At 54.1% G+C, this 17,340-nt stretch carries 13 protein-coding genes and 1 pseudogene; 2 read left to right on the top strand and 12 right to left on the bottom strand.

Features of this window, described 5'->3' with window-relative positions; genetic code table 11:
• Positions 1 to 48: 48 nt before the first annotated feature.
• Positions 49 to 1,760: pseudogene (cysI, locus tag DAI21_RS09430) on the bottom strand (assimilatory sulfite reductase (NADPH) hemoprotein subunit).
• Positions 1,760 to 3,565 (bottom strand): NADPH-dependent assimilatory sulfite reductase flavoprotein subunit, encoded by a 1,806-nt coding sequence (gene cysJ / locus DAI21_RS09425; protein ID WP_107702936.1) that lies wholly within the window; start codon positions 3,563 to 3,565, stop codon positions 1,760 to 1,762. Before cysJ ends, cysI begins: the two are co-directional and overlap by 1 nt.
• 309 nt (positions 3,566 to 3,874) lie before the next feature.
• On the opposite strand from cysJ, the gene queD reads away from it, so the two are divergent.
• On the top strand, positions 3,875 to 4,240 hold the full coding sequence (gene queD, locus DAI21_RS09420) for a 6-carboxytetrahydropterin synthase QueD (RefSeq protein ID WP_181826777.1): 366 nt from the start codon (positions 3,875 to 3,877) through the stop codon (positions 4,238 to 4,240).
• A 34-nt stretch (positions 4,241 to 4,274) separates the two neighbouring features.
• On the opposite strand, the gene queE is transcribed toward queD, so the two are convergent.
• The 3 genes from queE to DAI21_RS09405 all read right to left on the bottom strand — a co-directional run bounded on the left by queE (position 4,275) and on the right by DAI21_RS09405 (position 7,264).
• Positions 4,275 to 4,946, bottom strand: coding sequence for a 7-carboxy-7-deazaguanine synthase QueE (gene queE, locus DAI21_RS09415; protein WP_107702935.1), 672 nt, complete (start codon positions 4,944 to 4,946; stop codon positions 4,275 to 4,277).
• Between the two features lie 72 nt (positions 4,947 to 5,018).
• The gene (locus tag DAI21_RS09410) at positions 5,019 to 5,708 is read right to left on the bottom strand and encodes an N-acetylmannosamine-6-phosphate 2-epimerase (RefSeq protein WP_102105452.1); all 690 of its coding nucleotides are present in this window, start codon (positions 5,706 to 5,708) and stop codon (positions 5,019 to 5,021) included.
• Positions 5,708 to 7,264: a PTS transporter subunit EIIC gene (locus DAI21_RS09405; protein WP_107702934.1), complete on the bottom strand. Its 1,557-nt coding sequence runs from the start codon at positions 7,262 to 7,264 to the stop codon at positions 5,708 to 5,710. Before DAI21_RS09405 ends, DAI21_RS09410 begins: the two co-directional genes overlap by 1 nt.
• Positions 7,265 to 7,430: 166 nt before the next feature.
• On the opposite strand from DAI21_RS09405, the gene DAI21_RS09400 reads away from it, so the two are divergent.
• Positions 7,431 to 8,255, top strand: coding sequence for a MurR/RpiR family transcriptional regulator (locus DAI21_RS09400; protein ID WP_107702933.1), 825 nt, complete (start codon positions 7,431 to 7,433; stop codon positions 8,253 to 8,255).
• A 59-nt stretch (positions 8,256 to 8,314) separates the two neighbouring features.
• On the opposite strand, the gene eno is transcribed toward DAI21_RS09400, so the two are convergent.
• The 7 genes from eno to rlmD form a co-directional block, all read right to left on the bottom strand.
• A complete protein-coding gene (gene eno, locus DAI21_RS09395) occupies positions 8,315 to 9,610 on the bottom strand; it encodes a phosphopyruvate hydratase (protein WP_100779120.1) in 1,296 nt (431 codons plus the stop codon).
• An 81-nt stretch (positions 9,611 to 9,691) separates the two neighbouring features.
• Positions 9,692 to 11,329, bottom strand: coding sequence for a glutamine hydrolyzing CTP synthase (gene pyrG, locus DAI21_RS09390; RefSeq protein WP_095283160.1), 1,638 nt, complete (start codon positions 11,327 to 11,329; stop codon positions 9,692 to 9,694).
• A 224-nt stretch (positions 11,330 to 11,553) separates the two neighbouring features.
• Positions 11,554 to 12,363 carry a nucleoside triphosphate pyrophosphohydrolase gene (gene mazG / locus DAI21_RS09385; protein ID WP_102104648.1) on the bottom strand — a complete coding sequence of 270 codons (810 nt, stop codon included), beginning with the start codon at positions 12,361 to 12,363 and terminating at the stop codon, positions 11,554 to 11,556.
• 68 nt (positions 12,364 to 12,431) lie between these two features.
• Complete coding sequence (locus DAI21_RS09380; protein WP_107702932.1) at positions 12,432 to 12,755, bottom strand: hypothetical protein; 324 nt, start codon at positions 12,753 to 12,755, stop codon at positions 12,432 to 12,434.
• A gap of 2 nt (positions 12,756 to 12,757) precedes the next feature.
• Positions 12,758 to 13,540 carry a DUF4225 domain-containing protein gene (locus tag DAI21_RS09375; RefSeq protein WP_159075410.1) on the bottom strand — a complete coding sequence of 261 codons (783 nt, stop codon included), beginning with the start codon at positions 13,538 to 13,540 and terminating at the stop codon, positions 12,758 to 12,760.
• Between the two features lie 162 nt (positions 13,541 to 13,702).
• On the bottom strand, positions 13,703 to 15,934 hold the full coding sequence (relA, locus tag DAI21_RS09370) for a GTP diphosphokinase (protein WP_102104651.1): 2,232 nt from the start codon (positions 15,932 to 15,934) through the stop codon (positions 13,703 to 13,705).
• A 52-nt stretch (positions 15,935 to 15,986) separates the two neighbouring features.
• Entirely contained in the window at positions 15,987 to 17,285 is a 1,299-nt protein-coding gene (rlmD, locus tag DAI21_RS09365; RefSeq protein ID WP_107702930.1) for a 23S rRNA (uracil(1939)-C(5))-methyltransferase RlmD, read from the bottom strand.
• Between the last annotated feature and the right edge of the window lie 55 nt (positions 17,286 to 17,340).

Raw genomic sequence — 17,340 nt, 5'->3', positions numbered from 1 at the left:
GCCTCATGGCGCTTCGCTTATCAGGCGCGCGCCACCGGGCGATCAGGATTACTCCCAGAAATCTCGCGCTGGATCGAGCACCGGGCGAATAATGCCCGCGCGTACCGTAAAGTCGCCGAAGCCTTCACCCGCTTCGCGCTCTTTCGCCCAGCGTCCGACCAGTTCATCGATGGAATCGAGAATTTCCGGCTCGGTAATGTTTTCGCGATACATACGCGGAATGCGCGTCCCGCTGCGATTCCCGCCAAGATGGACGTTGTAGCGGCCCGGCGCTTTACCCACCAGCCCCAGCTCCGCCAGCATCGCGCGGCCACAGCCGTTCGGGCAGCCCGTCACACGCATCACAATGTGTTCGTCGCCGATGCCGTGTTTCTCCAGCACCGCTTCCACTTTGTCGGTGAAAGAGGGCAGGAAGCGTTCGGCCTCAGCCATCGCCAGCGGACAGGTCGGGAAGGAGACGCAGGCCATTGAGTTTTCACGCTGCGGTTTAACCGCATCCATCAGCGTATGCTCGCGCGCCAGCTTCTCGATCTTCGCTTTCTGACTTTCCGGCACGCCGGCAATGATCAGGTTCTGGTTCGCCGTGATGCGGAACTCGCCTTTATGGATCTTAGCAATTTCCAGCAAACCGGTTTTCAGCGGACGGCCTGGATAATCCAGAATACGGCCATTCTCGATAAACAGCGTCAGGTGCCATTTATTGTCGATGCCTTTTACCCAGCCGATGCGATCGCCGCGACCGGTGAACTCATACGGTCGGATTGGCTCAAATTTGATCCCTGCGCGACGTTCCACTTCCGCTTTAAATGTCTCAACGCCGACGCGCTCAAGGGTATATTTGGTCTTCGCGTTTTTACGATCCGTACGGTTGCCCCAGTCGCGCTGGGTCGTGACTACCGCTTCCGCCACCGCCAGGGTGTGCTCCAGAGGCAGATAACCAAACTCGCTCGCCGTGCGGGCGTAGGTTTTCTTGTTGCCGTGCTCAATCGACAGCCCCCGCCCACCAGCAGGTTAAAGCCCACCAGTTTTCCGTTCTCGGCAATCGCCACGAAGTTCATGTCGTTGGCGTGAAGATCGATATCGTTCTGCGGCGGGATCACCACGGTCGTTTTGAATTTACGTGGCAGATAGGTCTGGCCGAGGATCGGCTCCTCGTCAGTGGTCGCGACCTTTTCCTGATCGAGCCAGATCTCCGCATAGGCGCGGGTGCGCGGCAGCAGATGCTCAGAGATCTTTTTCGCCCATTCGTAAGCTTCCGCATGCAGCTCAGACTCGAACGGGTTCGAGGTGCAAAGCACGTTACGGTTCATGTCGTTGGCGGTCGCCAGCGCGTCCAGGCCTACGGAGTGCAGCATCTGGTGAACCGGCTTCACGTTCTTCTTCAGAATGCCGTGGAACTGGAAGGTCTGACGGTTGGTCAGACGAATGCTGCCGTAGATCGTGTTGTCATGAGCAAATTTATCAATCGCCTGCCACTGTTGGGTGGTGATCACCCCACCCGGCAGACGACAGCGCAGCAGCATCGCGTGACGCGGCTCCAGCTTTTGCTCAGCACGCTCGGCGCGAATATCGCGGTCGTCCTGCTGGTACATGCCGTGGAAGCGGATCAGCAGGAAGTTGTCGCCGTTGAAACCGCCGGTCAGACCGTCATTTAAATCTTCGGCAATGGTGCCGCGCAGGTAGTTGCTCTCTACCTTCATGCGCTCGGCGTCCGTCAGTTTGCCTTCGACCACCAGTGGGCCAGGGTGTTTTTCGCTCATTAGTAGACATCTCGCTGATAACGGCGCTCTACGCGCAGCTCACTTAAAAATTCGTCCGCCGTTTCGGCATCCATACCACCGAATTCGGCAATCACTTCCAGCAAAGCCTGCTCGACGTCTTTCGCCATGCGATTTGCGTCGCCACAGACATAAAGATGGGCACCGTCATTGATCCAGCGCCACAGCTCTGCGCCCTGTTCGCGCAGTTTGTCTTGTACGTATATTTTTTGTTGCTGGTCACGGGACCAGGCCAGATCGATGCGGTTCAGCACGCCCTCTTTGACGTAGCGTTGCCACTCGACCTGGTAAAGGAAATCTTCGGTAAAGTGCGGATTGCCGAAGAACAGCCAGTTTTTGCCCGGCGCTTCATCTGCCGCGCGCTGCTGAAGGAAGGCGCGGAACGGGGCGATGCCGGTGCCAGGACCAATCATGATCACCGGTGTTTCCGGATTGGCCGGGAGGCGGAAGTTGTCGTTGTGCTCGATGAACACACGCACTTCGCCCTCTTCTTCCACACGATCGGCGAGGAAACTGGATGCCCCACCCGCGCGGGCGCGGCCTTCGATTTCATAACGTACCGCGCCGACGGTGATGTGTACCTCGTTTTCCACTTCGGCCTGTGACGAGGCGATCGAGTAGAGGCGCGGCGTCAACGGACGTAGCAGGCCGATGAGCGCCTCTGCATCCAGCTGCGCGGGCGCGAAACGCACCATATCCACAATTGGCGTGGTCGCGGCGTACTGCTGCAGTTTGGCTTTATCACCCACCAAAGGCAGCAGGGTTTCGCTGCGCGTCAGCGTGGCGTAGTTCTCAACGATATTGGCGGTATTGACCGTCAGTTCAAAGTGCCACTGCAGCGCCTCGGAGAGCGGCAGGGATTTGCCGTCCACGGTGACAGTTTCAGTGCCTTTCAGCCACAGCAGCTCCACCAGCTCTTTGACCAGCAGCGGATCGTTCTGATACCAGACGCCGAGCGCATCGCCGGGCTGGTAGCATAAACCGGAATCACCCAGATCGATTTCGATGTGGCGCACGTCTTTTTCGGAGTCGCGGCCGGTGATTTTCTGGTTCACAGACAGGCTCGCCGTCAGCGGTTCTTCTTTAGTGTAAGGGCTGGTCAGTACCTGATTCACCGCACCCGATGCCGTTGCAACGGCCTGCGCGGGGGAGTCTTTCGGCACGCGAGCTTTCAGCACTTCCACAATGCGCGCGCGCCATTCAGCGGCGGCAGGCTGGTATTCAACGTCAGCGTCGACGCGATCCAGCAGGCGCTCCGCGCCCAGCTCCGCGAGCTTATTGTCAAAATCTTTGCCGGACTGGCAGAAGAATTCGTACGAGGTATCGCCAAGGCCAAAGACGGCAAACGCGGTGCCATCGAGTTTTGGCGCTTTTTTCGAGAACAGGAATTTATGCAGCGCGACCGCTTCTTCGGCCGGTTCGCCTTCGCCCTGCGTGGAGGCGACCACAACCAACAGTTTTTCTGACGCGATTTGTTTGAATTTATAATCCCCGGCGTTGACCAGGTTCACGTTCAGTTGGGCGGCCAGCAGATCGTCGCGCAGTGCTTCCGCTACGCGCCGGGCGTTGCCGGTCTGCGAGGCAGAGATAAGTGTTATCGCCGGGATTTCAACGGCGGCAGGCGCTGCGGTGACAACAGCCCCAGGTTGTTGATTGAGCATCCCCCAGAAATAGCCGGAGACCCAGGCAAGCTGAACAGGTGAAAAATCGGTGGTGGCCGCCTGAAGGCGCGCCAGTTGCTCCGGGTTCAGGGGAAGCAAATTCGAAGGTGGGGCCTGTATTGTCATGCGTTGTTATGTTCCAGTAGCAAAGCGGAATTTATGCAAAAAGACCAAACTAGAGATAAGGTTAACGGCGGGGATAATAACAATTAAAGAAGGGATGGAAATAATAAATAACCAAAAGAACTAACCGCTTTTAGTCATGGTTCTTAACATTAAAACCGATAAAGCAAGCCACTGAATTTATTAAATTTAATGAGCATAAGCGATGAGAAAATCTCTCATCCGGGACAAGGGCCGTTTTAGTTAATGCTAAAAAAGGGTCTTTCCGGTACTATGCGGCGGTTTTTTCCGCATTCGTATTACTGAGAGCACATGATGTCCACCACACTGTTTAAAGATTTCATCTTCGAAGCCGCCCATCGCCTGCCGCATGTTCCTGAGGGACATAAATGCGGTCGTCTGCACGGACACTCATTCATGGTGCGTCTTGAAATTACCGGTGAAGTCGATCCGCATACTGGCTGGATCATGGACTTTTCCGAGCTGAAAGCCGCCTTCAAGCCGACCTACGATCGTCTGGATCACTACTACCTGAACGATATTCCGGGGCTTGAAAATCCAACCAGCGAAGTGCTGGCGAAATGGATCTGGGATCAGATGAAGCCACTGGTTCCCCTGCTGAGCTCGGTGATGATCAAAGAGACCTGTACAGCGGGCTGCGTTTATCGCGGCGAGTAAGACAAAAAAGCCCGGATATCCGGGCTTTTTTATATCAGGCAATATTCAGATACTTATGCGTCTGCATCGACAAACGCCAGTTGCGCGCGATACAGGTTTCGATGCATAGCCGAGTGGCGTCCTCTTTCTGACTGATTGGCTGCAGGGCGATAATGCGCTGCTTTTCATCCGTCAGGGTCGCCAGCAGTTCATCCAGCGCTTCAATGTCACGCACGCGCCCTACCGGGTGTTTAATCTCATCCGCGCGCTCCAGCGCCTGAGAGAGCACGTCATATCCGCCGCGCATATTCACTTTTGGCGATACGGTCACCCAGGTCGAGTGCGAGCATCTGACTTCATGGGTACCGCTGGTTTCGATCTGGCAGCTGTAGCCGTTCTTCTCCAGCAGCTCCGTGAGCGGCATTAAATCGTGGATGCAGGGTTCACCACCGGTAATCACGATGTGGCGCGCGGTCCAGCTCTGACGGCCAATGATCGCCAGCAGATCTTCGGCACTCCCGGCACCCCATTTATCGCTCTCTTTGGTTTTTGCCAGAATACTAAACAGCGACACTTCCCGATCTGCGAGTTTATCCCACGTATGTTTGGTATCACACCAGGCACAGCCGACCGGGCATCCCTGTAAACGAATAAAAATAGCAGGAACGCCGGTGAAGTAACCCTCGCCTTGCAGGGTCTGGAACATCTCGTTAATCGGGTACTGCATAGTCATCTCAGTTAAGGGGATAAACGTTAAGTATCGCAGATCCCCGCCTAAGTATCATGCCCGATCGGTGCTTTACGCCTCAATCGCCGCCACAAAGCGCGCCGTAATCTGCTGAGGACGGGTGATTGCACCACCCACCACCACGGTATGCGCGCCCAGGGCGAGGCATCGTGCGGCCCGTTCTGGCGTGTCGACATTCCCTTCGGCCACCACCGGCACCGTCACTGCCGCAAGGACGTCGCGTAAAAAGGCGCAGTCGTTATCTGGCAGAGACTGGCCTGCCGTCTGCGCCGTGTAGCCGTGAAGGGTAGTGCCCACGCAGTCGAAGCCCAAATCCTGCGCCGTTTTGGCCTCCGCAACGGTGGCGATATCCGCCATCAGCAGCAGGGAGGGATAACGCGCACGAATCTGTGCGACGAGATCGGCCAGCGTCTCTCCGTTCGGACGCGGGCGCGCGGTGGCGTCGAGGGCTATAATTTCCGGTGTCACCGTCATCAGTTCGTCGATCTCTTTCATGGTCGCGGTGATAAACACCTCGCTGTCCGGATAATCACGCTTAATGATGCCTATCACCGGTAAAGAGACGCTCGCCTGGATTGCCGCGATATCCACCACGCTGTTGGCGCGAATAGCGACCGCCCCACCCTGCGCCGCCGCCAGCGCCATGCGAGACATGATAAACGGGCTGTGCAGCGGTTCATTTTCCAGTGCCTGACAGGAGACGATCAATTTGCCTTTCAATACATCCAGTATCGTTTTCATTACGCTAAACTCTCTTCGACTTCGTTTTTAATGATGGTGACGTGCGGACCGTAAATCACCTGAACGCCGTTCCCGCGCACAATCACCCCGCGCGCGCCGGTCGCTTTTAGCGCCGCTTCGTTGACCTTACCGCCGTCCTTCACGGTGACGCGCAGACGTGTGGCGCAGCAGTCCACCTCTTCCAGATTTTCCCGACCGCCTAATCCTGCAATCACCGCCGCTGCGCGTTCGCTTTGTGGAAGCGCACTCTCAACCACGGCCTCTTTCTCACGGCCCGGCGTGGCGAACCGGAAACGGTTTATCAGGTAACGGAAGGTGAAGTAGTAGAGGAAGAACCACGGAACGCCGACCAGCGGGACGTACATCCAGTGGGTTTTGGCTTCGCCTTGCAGAACGCCAAACAGCATGAAATCGATAAAACCGCCCGAGAAGGTCTGCCCGATGGTGATGTGCAGAATATGGGCGATCATGAACGCCAGCCCATCAAAGAAGGCATGGATGACGTATAACACCGGCGCGACAAACAGGAATGAGAACTCAATCGGCTCGGTGATCCCGGTCAGGAAGGAGGTCAACGCTGCCGAGAGCAGAAGCCCGGCTACGCGCTTTTTGTTCTCCGGTTTAGCCGTGTGGTACATCGCCAGACAGGCGCCCAGCAGGCCGAACATCATCGTAATAAAGCGCCCGGACATGAAGCGCGAGGTGCCGATATAAAACTGCTGGGTATTCGGATCGGCGAGCTGCGCAAAGAAGATGCGCTGCGTGCCTTCCACCAGTTGGCCGTTGACGATTTCGCTCCCGCCCAGTGCGGTTGTCCAGAACGGCAGATAGAAGATATGGTGCAGACCAAACGGGCCGAGCATGCGCAGGATAAAACCGTACAAAAACGTGCCGAGATAACCCGTCGCGTCCACCAGCCCGCCCAGTCCAAATATCATTTTCTGGAAATGAGGCCACACAACCGTCATCAGCGCGCCAACCACAATCGCCGCCAGCGAGCTAATAATCGGCACAAAGCGGGAACCGCCGAAGAAGCCGAGGAACTGCGGCAGAGCGATTTTATTAAAGCGATGGTGTAGCGTGCAGGTCACCAGGCCAATCACCACGCCGCCAAAGACGCCGGTTTCCAGCGTCTGGATCCCGAGCGTCATCCCCTGTCCCACCGCGCCGGGATTTTCATGGGCCAGCGTGCCGGTGAGGATCAGCAGCGCATTGATGGTGGCATTCATCACCAGGAATGCGAGCAGCGCCGCAAGCCCGGCGGTGCCTTTATCCGTTTTCGCCAGCCCGACCGCAACACCCACCGCAAACAGCACCGAGAGGTTGGCAAAGACAATCGATCCGGCGCTACTCATGATGGTAAAGATGGCCTGAAGCCAGCCGACATCCAGGAACGGATATGCCGTCAGCGTATTGGGGTTGGACAACGCCCCGCCAATTCCCAGCAGCAAGCCCGCCGCGGGCAATACCGCTATCGGCAGCATGAACGATTTACCGAACCGCTGCGCCTTTTCAAACCACGCCCCTGAAGAGGCACCACTAAACATCTGCATCATATTTTCACTTCCCCCGAGTAATGATGAAAATTTTTACCACATAAATTATATAAACTGAAAATTATCACCAAAGATCGGGAAGCGGATCATACTTTTTTAAAATGACTGGCATCTCTCCCCCGCTTTCCGCCACACTAGCCGCAGAGAAACGCATTAAGGATCTTGCATGTCAGAAAATGAAAATCTGCTGCTGAGGCTGCGCCAGAGCGTCTCGGGATACAGCCCCACTCAGCAAAAACTGGGAGAGTTCGTCTTAAACGATCCCGCGAAAGTGCTTTATCTGACGATCACCGAACTGGCGCGCGAAAGTGAAACCAGTGAGGCGAGCGTGACGCGCTTATGCCGCGCGCTGGGCTGTAAGGGATATACGGAATTCAAAATGGCGCTGGCGCTGGATGTACAGCGGATCCAGGCACCTGCCAGAAAAGGCGATGAGATCGACGAGGTGGTGGAAGAGTCGGTGCAGGCGCTGCGCGATACCGCCCAGTTGCTCGACAGAGAGGTGCTGCTGAAGGCGGCGCAGGCGCTTCATCAGTCGCGGTCAGTCTACATTTATGGCGTCGCGGCCAGCGCCATTATCGGGGACTATCTGCACTACAAATTATTGCGGCTGGGGAAACCGGTGCAACTGTTCAGCGATATGCATCGGGCATCAATGAACGCGACGACACTCACTCAGGACGATCTGGTGGTGGCGATTTCAAGTTCTGGTTCGACGCGTGACTTACTGCATGTGGTGAAGCTGGCGCGTAAGCGTGGAGCTAAAGTGCTGGCGCTGAGCAACACGCCGCGCAGCCCGCTGGCATCGATAAGCGAAATGCTGCTGGTGGCAGCGAAACCGGAAGGGCCGCTGAGTGCCGGGGCGTTAAATGCCAAAGTGGGTGTGATGCTGCTGGTGGAACTGCTGGCAACCAGTCTGATTACCCTCGACGATCACTATGGCGATGTCAGTCAGCAGACGGCCAGTGCCACTCTCCCCTTGCTGCTGTAAATCAGACATAAAAAAACCCGCCGAAGCGGGTTTTTTCTTAAGAGTGAAAGCTCAGTAGATTACTGACCTTTGATCTCTTTACGACCGTTGTACGGAGCTTTTTCGCCCAGTGCTTCTTCGATACGAATCAGCTGGTTGTATTTAGCTACGCGATCAGAACGGCTCATAGAACCTGTTTTGATCTGGCCTGCAGCGGTACCAACAGCCAGGTCGGCGATGGTAGCGTCTTCAGTTTCGCCTGAACGGTGAGAGATAACGGCAGTGTAGCCAGCGTCTTTCGCCATTTTGATCGCAGCCAGAGTTTCGGTCAGAGAACCGATCTGGTTGAATTTGATCAGGATGGAGTTAACGATGCCTTTGTCGATACCTTCTTTCAGGATCTTGGTGTTGGTTACGAACAGATCGTCACCAACCAGCTGGATTTTGTCGCCCAGAACTTTAGTCTGGTATGCGAAACCGTCCCAGTCAGATTCGTCCAGACCGTCTTCGATAGAGACGATTGGGTACTGTTTGGTCAGATCTTCCAGGAAGTGAGTGAACTCTTCGGAGGAGAATGCTTTGTTGCCTTCGCCAGCCAGAACGTATTTACCGTCTTTGTAGAATTCAGATGCTGCACAGTCCATCGCCAGGGTGATGTCGGTGCCCAGCTCGTAGCCCGCTGCTTTTACTGCTTCAGCGATAACAGCCAGAGCTTCTGCGTTAGAACCCAGGTTAGGCGCGTAGCCACCTTCGTCACCAACAGCAGTGTTCATGCCTTTAGCTTTCAGAACTTTAGCCAGGTTGTGGAACACTTCAGAACCCATACGAACCGCTTCTTTCAGGGATTTCGCGCCAACTGGCTGAATCATGAATTCCTGAATATCAACGTTGTTGTCCGCGTGCTCACCACCGTTGATGATGTTCATCATCGGAACCGGCATGGAGTATTTGCCTGGGGTGCCGTTCAGTTCAGCGATGTGCTCATACAGCGGCTGACCTTTAGACGCTGCAGCCGCTTTGGCGTTAGCCAGAGACACAGCCAGGATTGCGTTCGCACCGAAGTTAGATTTGTTTTCAGTACCGTCCAGGTCGATCATGATTTTATCGATGCCAGCCTGGTCTTTGGCGTCTTTGCCAAGGATTGCCTGAGCGATAGGACCGTTAACCGCGCCAACAGCTTTGGTTACGCCTTTACCCAGGAAACGGGATTTGTCGCCATCGCGCAGTTCCAGCGCTTCGCGGGAACCAGTAGAAGCACCTGACGGAGCAGCTGCCATACCGACGAAACCACCTTCCAGGTGAACTTCGGCTTCAACGGTCGGGTTACCACGGGAGTCGATGATTTCACGACCGATGACTTTAACGATTTTGGACATTAGATTTTCCTCAGTACAAGTTAAACTAAAACTCCAGACAAACAACGCGTACCGATGGTACGCGTTGCCGTTCTAACTTTTTTACTTCGCCTGACGCTTCTGGTATTCGCTCGCGGCTTTCACAAAGCCTGCAAACAGCGGATGTCCGTCACGCGGCGTTGAAGTAAATTCCGGGTGGAATTGACAGGCGACGAACCACGGATGGTTTGGCACCTCAATGATCTCGACTAACTGATCATCCCCGGAGCGGCCCGCGATACGCAGACCCGCAGCTTCGATTTGTTTCAACAGCATATTGTTGACTTCGTAGCGGTGACGATGGCGTTCAGTGATGGTTGGCGCACCATACATTTTGCGAACCAGACTATCGTCAGACACCTGGCAAGCCTGAGCGCCAAGACGCATCGTGCCACCCAGATCGCTCTTCTCAGTACGGACTTCGACGTTGCCGTCTTCATCACGCCATTCTGTAATAAGCGCCACAACAGGGTACTTACAGTCTGGCACAAATTCCGTAGAGTTCGCGTTTTCCATCCCGACTACGTTACGAGCGAACTCGATCAACGCAACCTGCATACCCAGGCAAATGCCGAGGTAAGGAATATTGTTTTCACGCGCAAAGCGTGCGGTAGCGATCTTGCCTTCAACACCGCGGTAGCCGAAGCCGCCAGGGATCAGAATAGCATCCAGATCTTTCAGAATTTCGACACCGCGGGTTTCAACATCCTGCGAATCAATCAGCTTGATGTTAACGGTTACGCGATTCTTCAGACCACCGTGTTTCAGCGCTTCAATCACTGACTTATAGGCATCCGGCAGTTCAATGTACTTGCCGACCATACCGATAGTCACTTCGCCTGCCGGATTAGCTTCTTCGTAGATAACCTGTTCCCATTCTGACAGATTAGCTTCCGGACAGTTCAAGCTGAATCGTTTACAAATATAATCGTCCAGACCCTGTGATTTCAACAGGCCCGGGATTTTATAAATGGAATCGACGTCTTTCAGAGAAATCACAGCCTTTTCAGCAACGTTACAGAACAATGCAATTTTCGCGCGCTCGTTGGCCGGAACGGCACGATCGGAGCGGCAGATCAGGATATCCGGCTGGATACCGATAGAGAGCAGTTCTTTCACGGAGTGCTGCGTCGGTTTGGTTTTCACTTCACCGGCCGCCGCCATGTATGGCACCAGCGTCAGGTGCATGAACAGCGCGTGTTCACGACCAATATCAACCGCCAGCTGACGAATCGCTTCCAGGAATGGCAGAGATTCGATATCACCCACGGTACCGCCAATTTCAACCAGCACAACGTCGTGGCCTTCGCCACCTGCGATGATGCGCTCTTTGATAGCGTTGGTGATGTGCGGGATAACCTGAACGGTTGCGCCTAAGTAATCGCCACGGCGTTCTTTACGCAGAACGTCAGAGTAGATACGACCCGTGGTGAAGTTGTTGCGGCGACTCATTTTAGTACGGATGAAGCGCTCGTAGTGACCTAAGTCCAAATCGGTTTCAGCGCCGTCTTCGGTAACGAACACTTCGCCGTGCTGGATTGGGCTCATGGTGCCTGGATCGACGTTGATGTACGGATCCAGTTTCATCATAGTCACATTGAGGCCACGGGCTTCAAGAATGGCCGCGAGAGAGGCTGCGGCAATGCCTTTACCCAGAGAGGATACAACCCCGCCGGTCACAAAAATATAGTTCGTTGTCATGCTGAACCTGAGAAGTTAGGTTGGAACGATGGAATAACCAAGACGGGAAAGTAGTATACCCGAACACGGCGAGCGCCACAAACTTTCATTCTCCGTCTCCTGTCTCAGGCTTTGACAAACATAGGGAGTGAGAAAATAGCCCCTTTTGGGTAAATGTTTTTGACGCAAATCAAGCGCTTGTCATTTAAAAAATCACACAAATTGCGCTTGATCGCAAAAATCCGTTAGAGATCATGTTCCTGGCGTTTTACTTCCTGCCATACCTCTTCCATCAAATCGAGGTCCACGCCGGTCATTTCCAGGCCTCGTGCCGCAACAATCCGCTCGACTTCGCGGAAGCGACGTTCGAATTTGAGGTTGGCTTTTTGCAACGCCGTTTCGGCTTTGACGCCCAAATGGCGCGAGAGGTTGACCGTGGCAAACAGCAGATCGCCCATCTCCTCTTCCAGGCGAGCTTCATCCACCACCGCCTGCTTAGCTTCATCCATCACTTCGTCGATCTCTTCGTACACTTTGTCGAGCACCGGGCCAAGAGAGGTCCAGTCAAAGCCCACGGCGGAGCAACGCTTCTGAATTTTATGCGCACGCATCAGGGACGGCAGACTTAATGGGATATCGTCCAGCGCGGAGTGTTGTGCTTTTTCAGCGCGTTCAGCGCTTTTGATTTGCTCCCAGCGAACCAGCACTTCTTCACTGTTGCCAGCGGTCGCGTCGCCAAAAATATGCGGATGGCGACGTTCGAGTTTGTCGCTGATGGCGGCACAGATATCATTAAAATCAAAGCGCCCCTCTTCCTGCGCCATCTGCGCATAAAACACCACCTGGAAAAGGAGATCACCCAGTTCACCGCGCAGATCGTCAAAATCTTCGCGCGAGATAGCGTCCAGCACTTCGTAGGTTTCTTCGAGGGTGTAAGGGGCGATGGTGGCGAAGGTCTGCTCTTTATCCCACGGACAGCCGTTTTCCGGGTCACGTAAACGTTTCATAATACCGAGCAGGCGGTCGAGTTGGTTTTTATTGGTGGTGACAGTCATACGGCCTCTTTATCATCTTCACTTTCGCTAATGATAACGTGTTGCCAGATGACTGCCATCCCCTCGCACTATATTCGGCAGATTAATAATCCATTCAGGGTGACGAACAAAATAACACCGTAACGGATCGTTTCGTAATCAGCTATGTAGTGCGCACGCAAAATACTATAGCCATAGCCGTGATAACCCACCACGTCGTAGTATCCTGTGACAATGTGAATAGCACAGCAAAGCGTTGTGACAATAATCAATAAAAACCGACAGAGTGTACTCGAATTACCTTTCACCAGACGATACAAAAAATAACAACCAATAAAAACAACCGCCCCCATTAAATAATACACTATGACTGGAAACCAGGGTTTTGATAAAAGAATGAAATCTTGATCCATGCTTAATGCCTCACGTCATTTTCATTGTAAGCAGGCATCAATGATAAAACAGTCACTTCATCGCTAATGATCTCAAGCATAAAAACAGGTTTCGTCATGTCAGTCACTCCTCTGACATAGTCTGTCTGGTGTAATCGAATGCCAAACAGACTCCATGACTTTTCTCTCGGCGTAGGAATTTTTCTGGCCATGCCATATCCGGACAGGACAAGATCGATTGTGCCGTATGCAATGTCCCCTAGAGTCTCATTAAAGCCAGTCTTTTTCGCTGCATAATGATATGCGTCTCTGAGTGGGCCGGACGCCTCTTCATAAGCAACAAGATAATAGCCGTTCTCATAGGTATTGTTCAGTCCTTGCAGAATCATGGCAGCTCCAGGTACTGTTGCACCTCCAACCGTTGATACACATAGCCCCACACCGCTAATAACCTGACCTATACCTGCCAGAAAACCTATTATTTTGGTGTATAACTTATATAACTCCGCTGCTCTTTTATCTTTATACTCTTGTTCAGCCATCCACCGTGAATAAATTTTATTATTCATAATCACCGAACGCTGATAATTAAGAACATCCGATTTATATTTTAATATTTCCTCACCACCCGACCATGAAAGGCAATCCATCTTAATTTCAATTTCTATCTGTCGGACCACATCGTCAATTCGGCTAAAATAGTCTGTATCTTTAAAGTAAAAAGGTTCTGTCATCCATAAATGCTGTGCTATCGAAAAAAATTTATCTTTCTGAGTTTCAAACTCTTCCTTTGATCCATAAAGCATAAGTGCCTCCACTGCGGTTAAACAACAATTACACATTTAAATGTAAATACCGGAGAGAGTTTACTGCGCATACGCGTAAATTTGAGTGTTGAGGAAAAAATTCGGAAATGTGCCCACCTCAGCGGAGAGGCCACCGAAAAAAATTCAGTGGCCTCTGGCTTATTACCCGCCGTGCAGACGTCGAGCGTCAATCACATCCGGCACCTGATTCAGCTTGCCAAGCACGCGGCCCAGCACCTGCAGGTTGTAGATTTCGATAGTCATATCGATAGTCGCAAGCTGCTCGCGGGTATCGCTGCGGCTGGCGACGCCAAGGACATTAACCTTTTCGTTGGCGAGGATGGTGGTGATATCGCGCAGCAAACCGCTGCGATCGTTGGCGGTGACACGCACCACCAGCGAGTAGCCCGCGGAATAGCTTTCGCCCCACACCGCATCCACAATACGTTCTGGTGCGTGAGACTGCAGTTCTGCCAGCTGTTCGCAGTCGGAGCGGTGAATGGAGATTCCGCGCCCTTGGGTGATAAAGCCCACGATATCATCACCAGGTATTGGCTGGCAGCAGCGAGCGATGTGGTGCATCAGATTGCCGACGCCCTCCACTACCACGCGGCCATTGTCTTTGCTGCGATGCTGCGGAGTATAGGTTTTCTGCTGAAGCTGTTTCAGTGCCGCCGCATCCTGCTCCTCCGCGCTCGGTTTGTTAAACTGAGACTGCAGGAAGTTCACCATCTGGTTGAGGCGAATATCGCCCCCGCCGATAGCCGCCAGCAGCTCATCAAGCTCATTGAAGTTGTAGCGCGGCAGCAGGTGCTTTTCCGCCTCTTTGATGCTGATACCTAAATGCTCAAGCTCATCATCGAGGATCTGGCGACCCGCCAGGATATTCTTGTCGCGATCCTGTTTACGGAACCACGCGTGAATTTTGGAGCGTCCACGGCTGGTGGTGACATACCCCAGGTTCGGGTTCAGCCAGTCGCGGCTCGGGTTTGGCTGTTTCTGGGTGATGATTTCAATCTGATCGCCCATCTGCAGCTGATAGGTAAAGGGCACGATGCGCCCGCCGATCTTCGCGCCGATGCAGCGATGCCCCACGTCGCTGTGGATGTGGTAGGCAAAATCGAGGGGAGTAGACCCGGCAGGCAGATCGACAACGTCGCCTTTTGGCGTAAAGACGTAGACCCGATCGTCGAAGACCTGGCTGCGGACTTCGTCGAGCATTTCGCCGGAGTCGGCCATCTCTTCCTGCCACGCAATCAACTTACGCAGCCACGCAATGCGGTCTTCATGGCCGGTGCGCGTTCCGCTGGATGGGCCTTCTTTGTATTTCCAGTGCGCCGCGACGCCCAGCTCGGCGTCTTCGTGCATTTGTTTGGTACGAATCTGAATCTCGACCGTTTTCCCGCCCGGCCCGAGCACTACCGTATGAATCGACTGGTAACCGTTCGGTTTCGGGTTCGCCACGTAGTCGTCGAACTCATCAGGCAGATGGCGGAAGTGAGTATGCACTATCCCCAGCGCGGCGTAGCAGTCCTGCAGGCGATCGGCAACGATGCGCACTGCACGCACGTCGAACAACTCGTCAAAAGCGAGATGTTTTTTCTGCATTTTGCGCCAGATGCTGTAGATGTGCTTCGGACGACCATAGACCTCCGCCCGCACGTTCTCTTCTTTCATCGACTGGCGCAATCCGCCCACGAACTCGTCGATATAGTGTTCACGATCGATACGGCGTTCGTGCAACAGTTTGGCAATGCGTTTATATTCTGCCGGGTGCAAGTAACGGAAGCAGTAATCCTCAAGCTCCCATTTCAGCTGGCCGATACCTAAGCGGTTCGCGAGGGGCGCGTAGATATTGGTACACTCTTTCGCAGCCAGCACGCGTTCATCTTCCGGCGCGTCTTTCACTTCACGCAGGTGTGCGATGCGCTCGGCAAGCTTAATCACCACGCAGCGGAAATCATCCACCATCGCGAGCAGCATGCGACGGACGTTATCTACCTGTTCCGAGGAGACGGAATCTGTCTGGGCGGCTTTTAGCTGGCGGATGGCGGCCATATCGCGCACGCCGTGAATAAGCGCCACAACCGGCTTACCGACGCTGTCACGCAGCACGTCTTCGCTCACCACTTCGGCATCCGCCAGCGGGAAGAGCAGCGCGGCCTGCAGCGTTTCGAGATCCATGTTGAGCATGGAGAGGATTTCAACCATCTCAATGCCGCGCCACAACAGCAGTTCGGCATCGGCATGTCCCTGCGTTGTGCGCAGACAATAGGCCCAGGTTTCGGTTAAGCGTTCACACGACTGCTGGCTGGAAATCCCCAGACTTGCGATCCATTTTTGTGGGTCAAACTCACCAGCTTTATTGAGATGTGCACTTCTTACCGCAACCATCGTCCTCTCCTTTAGGGACAAGGGCCTGTCGAATTCGACAAGCCGAAATTCGTTAGTTCTGCTCGAACAACACCATTGATTCCAGATGCCCAGTGTGCGGGAACATGTCCAGCATTGCCAGACGCTGAATCTGGTAACCCGCGCCCAATAAAGCCTCGCTGTCGCGGGCGAGCGTGGCCGGGTTACAGGAAACATAGACCACGCGTTTTGGCGCGAGTTTAATTATATGCTGCATTACGCCAGGCGCACCGGCGCGAGCCGGATCGAGCAGGATTTTATCGAAACCGTGCTTTGCCCACGGCTGCCGGGTGACATCTTCTTCCAGATTTTCATGAAAAAATGTCACATTGTGCAACGCGTTGCGCTGCGCATTTTCCTGCCCTTTTGCCACCAGCGCCTCGACGCCTTCTACGCCGACAACGCTGGCCGCCCGTTTTGCAAGCGGCAGGGTGAAATTCCCCATCCCGCAAAACAGATCCAGTACCCGGTCACCGGGCTGAACATCCAGCCACGCGATTGCGGTGGTGACCATCTGCTGGTTTACGCCGTCGTTTACCTGAATGAAGTCGCGCGGACTGAACGTTAAGCGTAGCCCGTCCGACAGATACCAGGGAGTTTCACCTGTAACCTGCTCAAGTATCTCGCTTTGTGGCGCAAGAAAAAGCGCCAGCTCGTGAGAATGCGAAAAGCGTTCCAGTTTTTCGCGGTCTTTGGCAGAAAGTGGCGCAGTGTGACGCAGCACCATCAGCGGGCCGTTATCGGCCAGTACCAGTTCCACATGCCCCAGCGAACGCACGCTCTGTAGATCAGACAGGCAGTTGCGCAGGTCCGGGAGCAATGCTTCAAGACGGGGCACCAAAACGGGGCACTGATTCACGTCAACAATGTCACTGGCGCTGCTCTTGCGAAAACCCATCTCCAGCTTTTGCGTTTTCGGTTGATAGTTCAGGCTCAGACGAGCGCGACGGCGGTAGCCCCATGGCTCGCCGGCGATGATGTCGTTCACATCATGCTTGATAAGGCGTGCCAGCGCGGTGCTTTTGCTGCGCTGTTGCAGGGCAACGCTGGCATGCTGCTGTTGACAGCCGCCGCACACGCCAAAATGCGGGCAGCGGGGCGCTGTGCGTTCCGCGCTATCATTAAGGCGACGCTTCACTTTGCCGCGAGCAAACTTGTTCTTGTCTTCCGTCAGGGTGACTTCGGCACGCTCAGTGGGTAATAATCCGGGGATAAACACCGTCTTACCATTATGACGCGCAACGCCCTGGCCGAAGGGGTCAAGGTCGGTGACATCAACAGTTATGATCTGACGCGTCGTCACGCGTCGCTTTGCAGAGTAGAATTGCGCCATTGCCGAGAATTTTCTCAAATAAACATAATGACTCTAATTGTCCCATAACGGAACT

Source organism: Lelliottia sp. WB101 (assembly GCF_003051885.1).
Lineage (GTDB): Bacteria > Pseudomonadota > Gammaproteobacteria > Enterobacterales > Enterobacteriaceae > Enterobacter > Enterobacter nimipressuralis.
The sequence above is the reverse complement of the archived record's forward strand: the minus strand, read 5'-3'. Positions and strand labels throughout refer to the sequence as shown.

Excerpts from the sequence above, each read along its gene's own strand:
- rlmD (WP_107702930.1), bottom strand. The coding sequence starts at position 17,285 with ATGGCGCAATTCTACTCTGCAAAGCGACGCGTGACGACGCGTCAGATC.
- eno (WP_100779120.1), bottom strand. The coding sequence starts at position 9,610 with ATGTCCAAAATCGTTAAAGTCATCGGTCGTGAAATCATCGACTCCCGT.
- DAI21_RS09380 (WP_107702932.1), bottom strand. The coding sequence starts at position 12,755 with ATGGATCAAGATTTCATTCTTTTATCAAAACCCTGGTTTCCAGTCATA.
- queE (WP_107702935.1), bottom strand. The coding sequence starts at position 4,946 with ATGCAGTACCCGATTAACGAGATGTTCCAGACCCTGCAAGGCGAGGGT.
- DAI21_RS09410 (WP_102105452.1), bottom strand. The coding sequence starts at position 5,708 with ATGAAAACGATACTGGATGTATTGAAAGGCAAATTGATCGTCTCCTGT.
- pyrG (WP_095283160.1), bottom strand. The coding sequence starts at position 11,329 with ATGACAACGAACTATATTTTTGTGACCGGCGGGGTTGTATCCTCTCTG.
- DAI21_RS09405 (WP_107702934.1), bottom strand. The coding sequence starts at position 7,264 with ATGATGCAGATGTTTAGTGGTGCCTCTTCAGGGGCGTGGTTTGAAAAG.
- queD (WP_181826777.1), top strand. The coding sequence starts at position 3,875 with ATGATGTCCACCACACTGTTTAAAGATTTCATCTTCGAAGCCGCCCAT.
- DAI21_RS09375 (WP_159075410.1), bottom strand. The coding sequence starts at position 13,540 with ATGCTTTATGGATCAAAGGAAGAGTTTGAAACTCAGAAAGATAAATTT.
- cysJ (WP_107702936.1), bottom strand. The coding sequence starts at position 3,565 with ATGACAATACAGGCCCCACCTTCGAATTTGCTTCCCCTGAACCCGGAG.
- DAI21_RS09400 (WP_107702933.1), top strand. The coding sequence starts at position 7,431 with ATGTCAGAAAATGAAAATCTGCTGCTGAGGCTGCGCCAGAGCGTCTCG.
- mazG (WP_102104648.1), bottom strand. The coding sequence starts at position 12,363 with ATGACTGTCACCACCAATAAAAACCAACTCGACCGCCTGCTCGGTATT.
- relA (WP_102104651.1), bottom strand. The coding sequence starts at position 15,934 with ATGGTTGCGGTAAGAAGTGCACATCTCAATAAAGCTGGTGAGTTTGAC.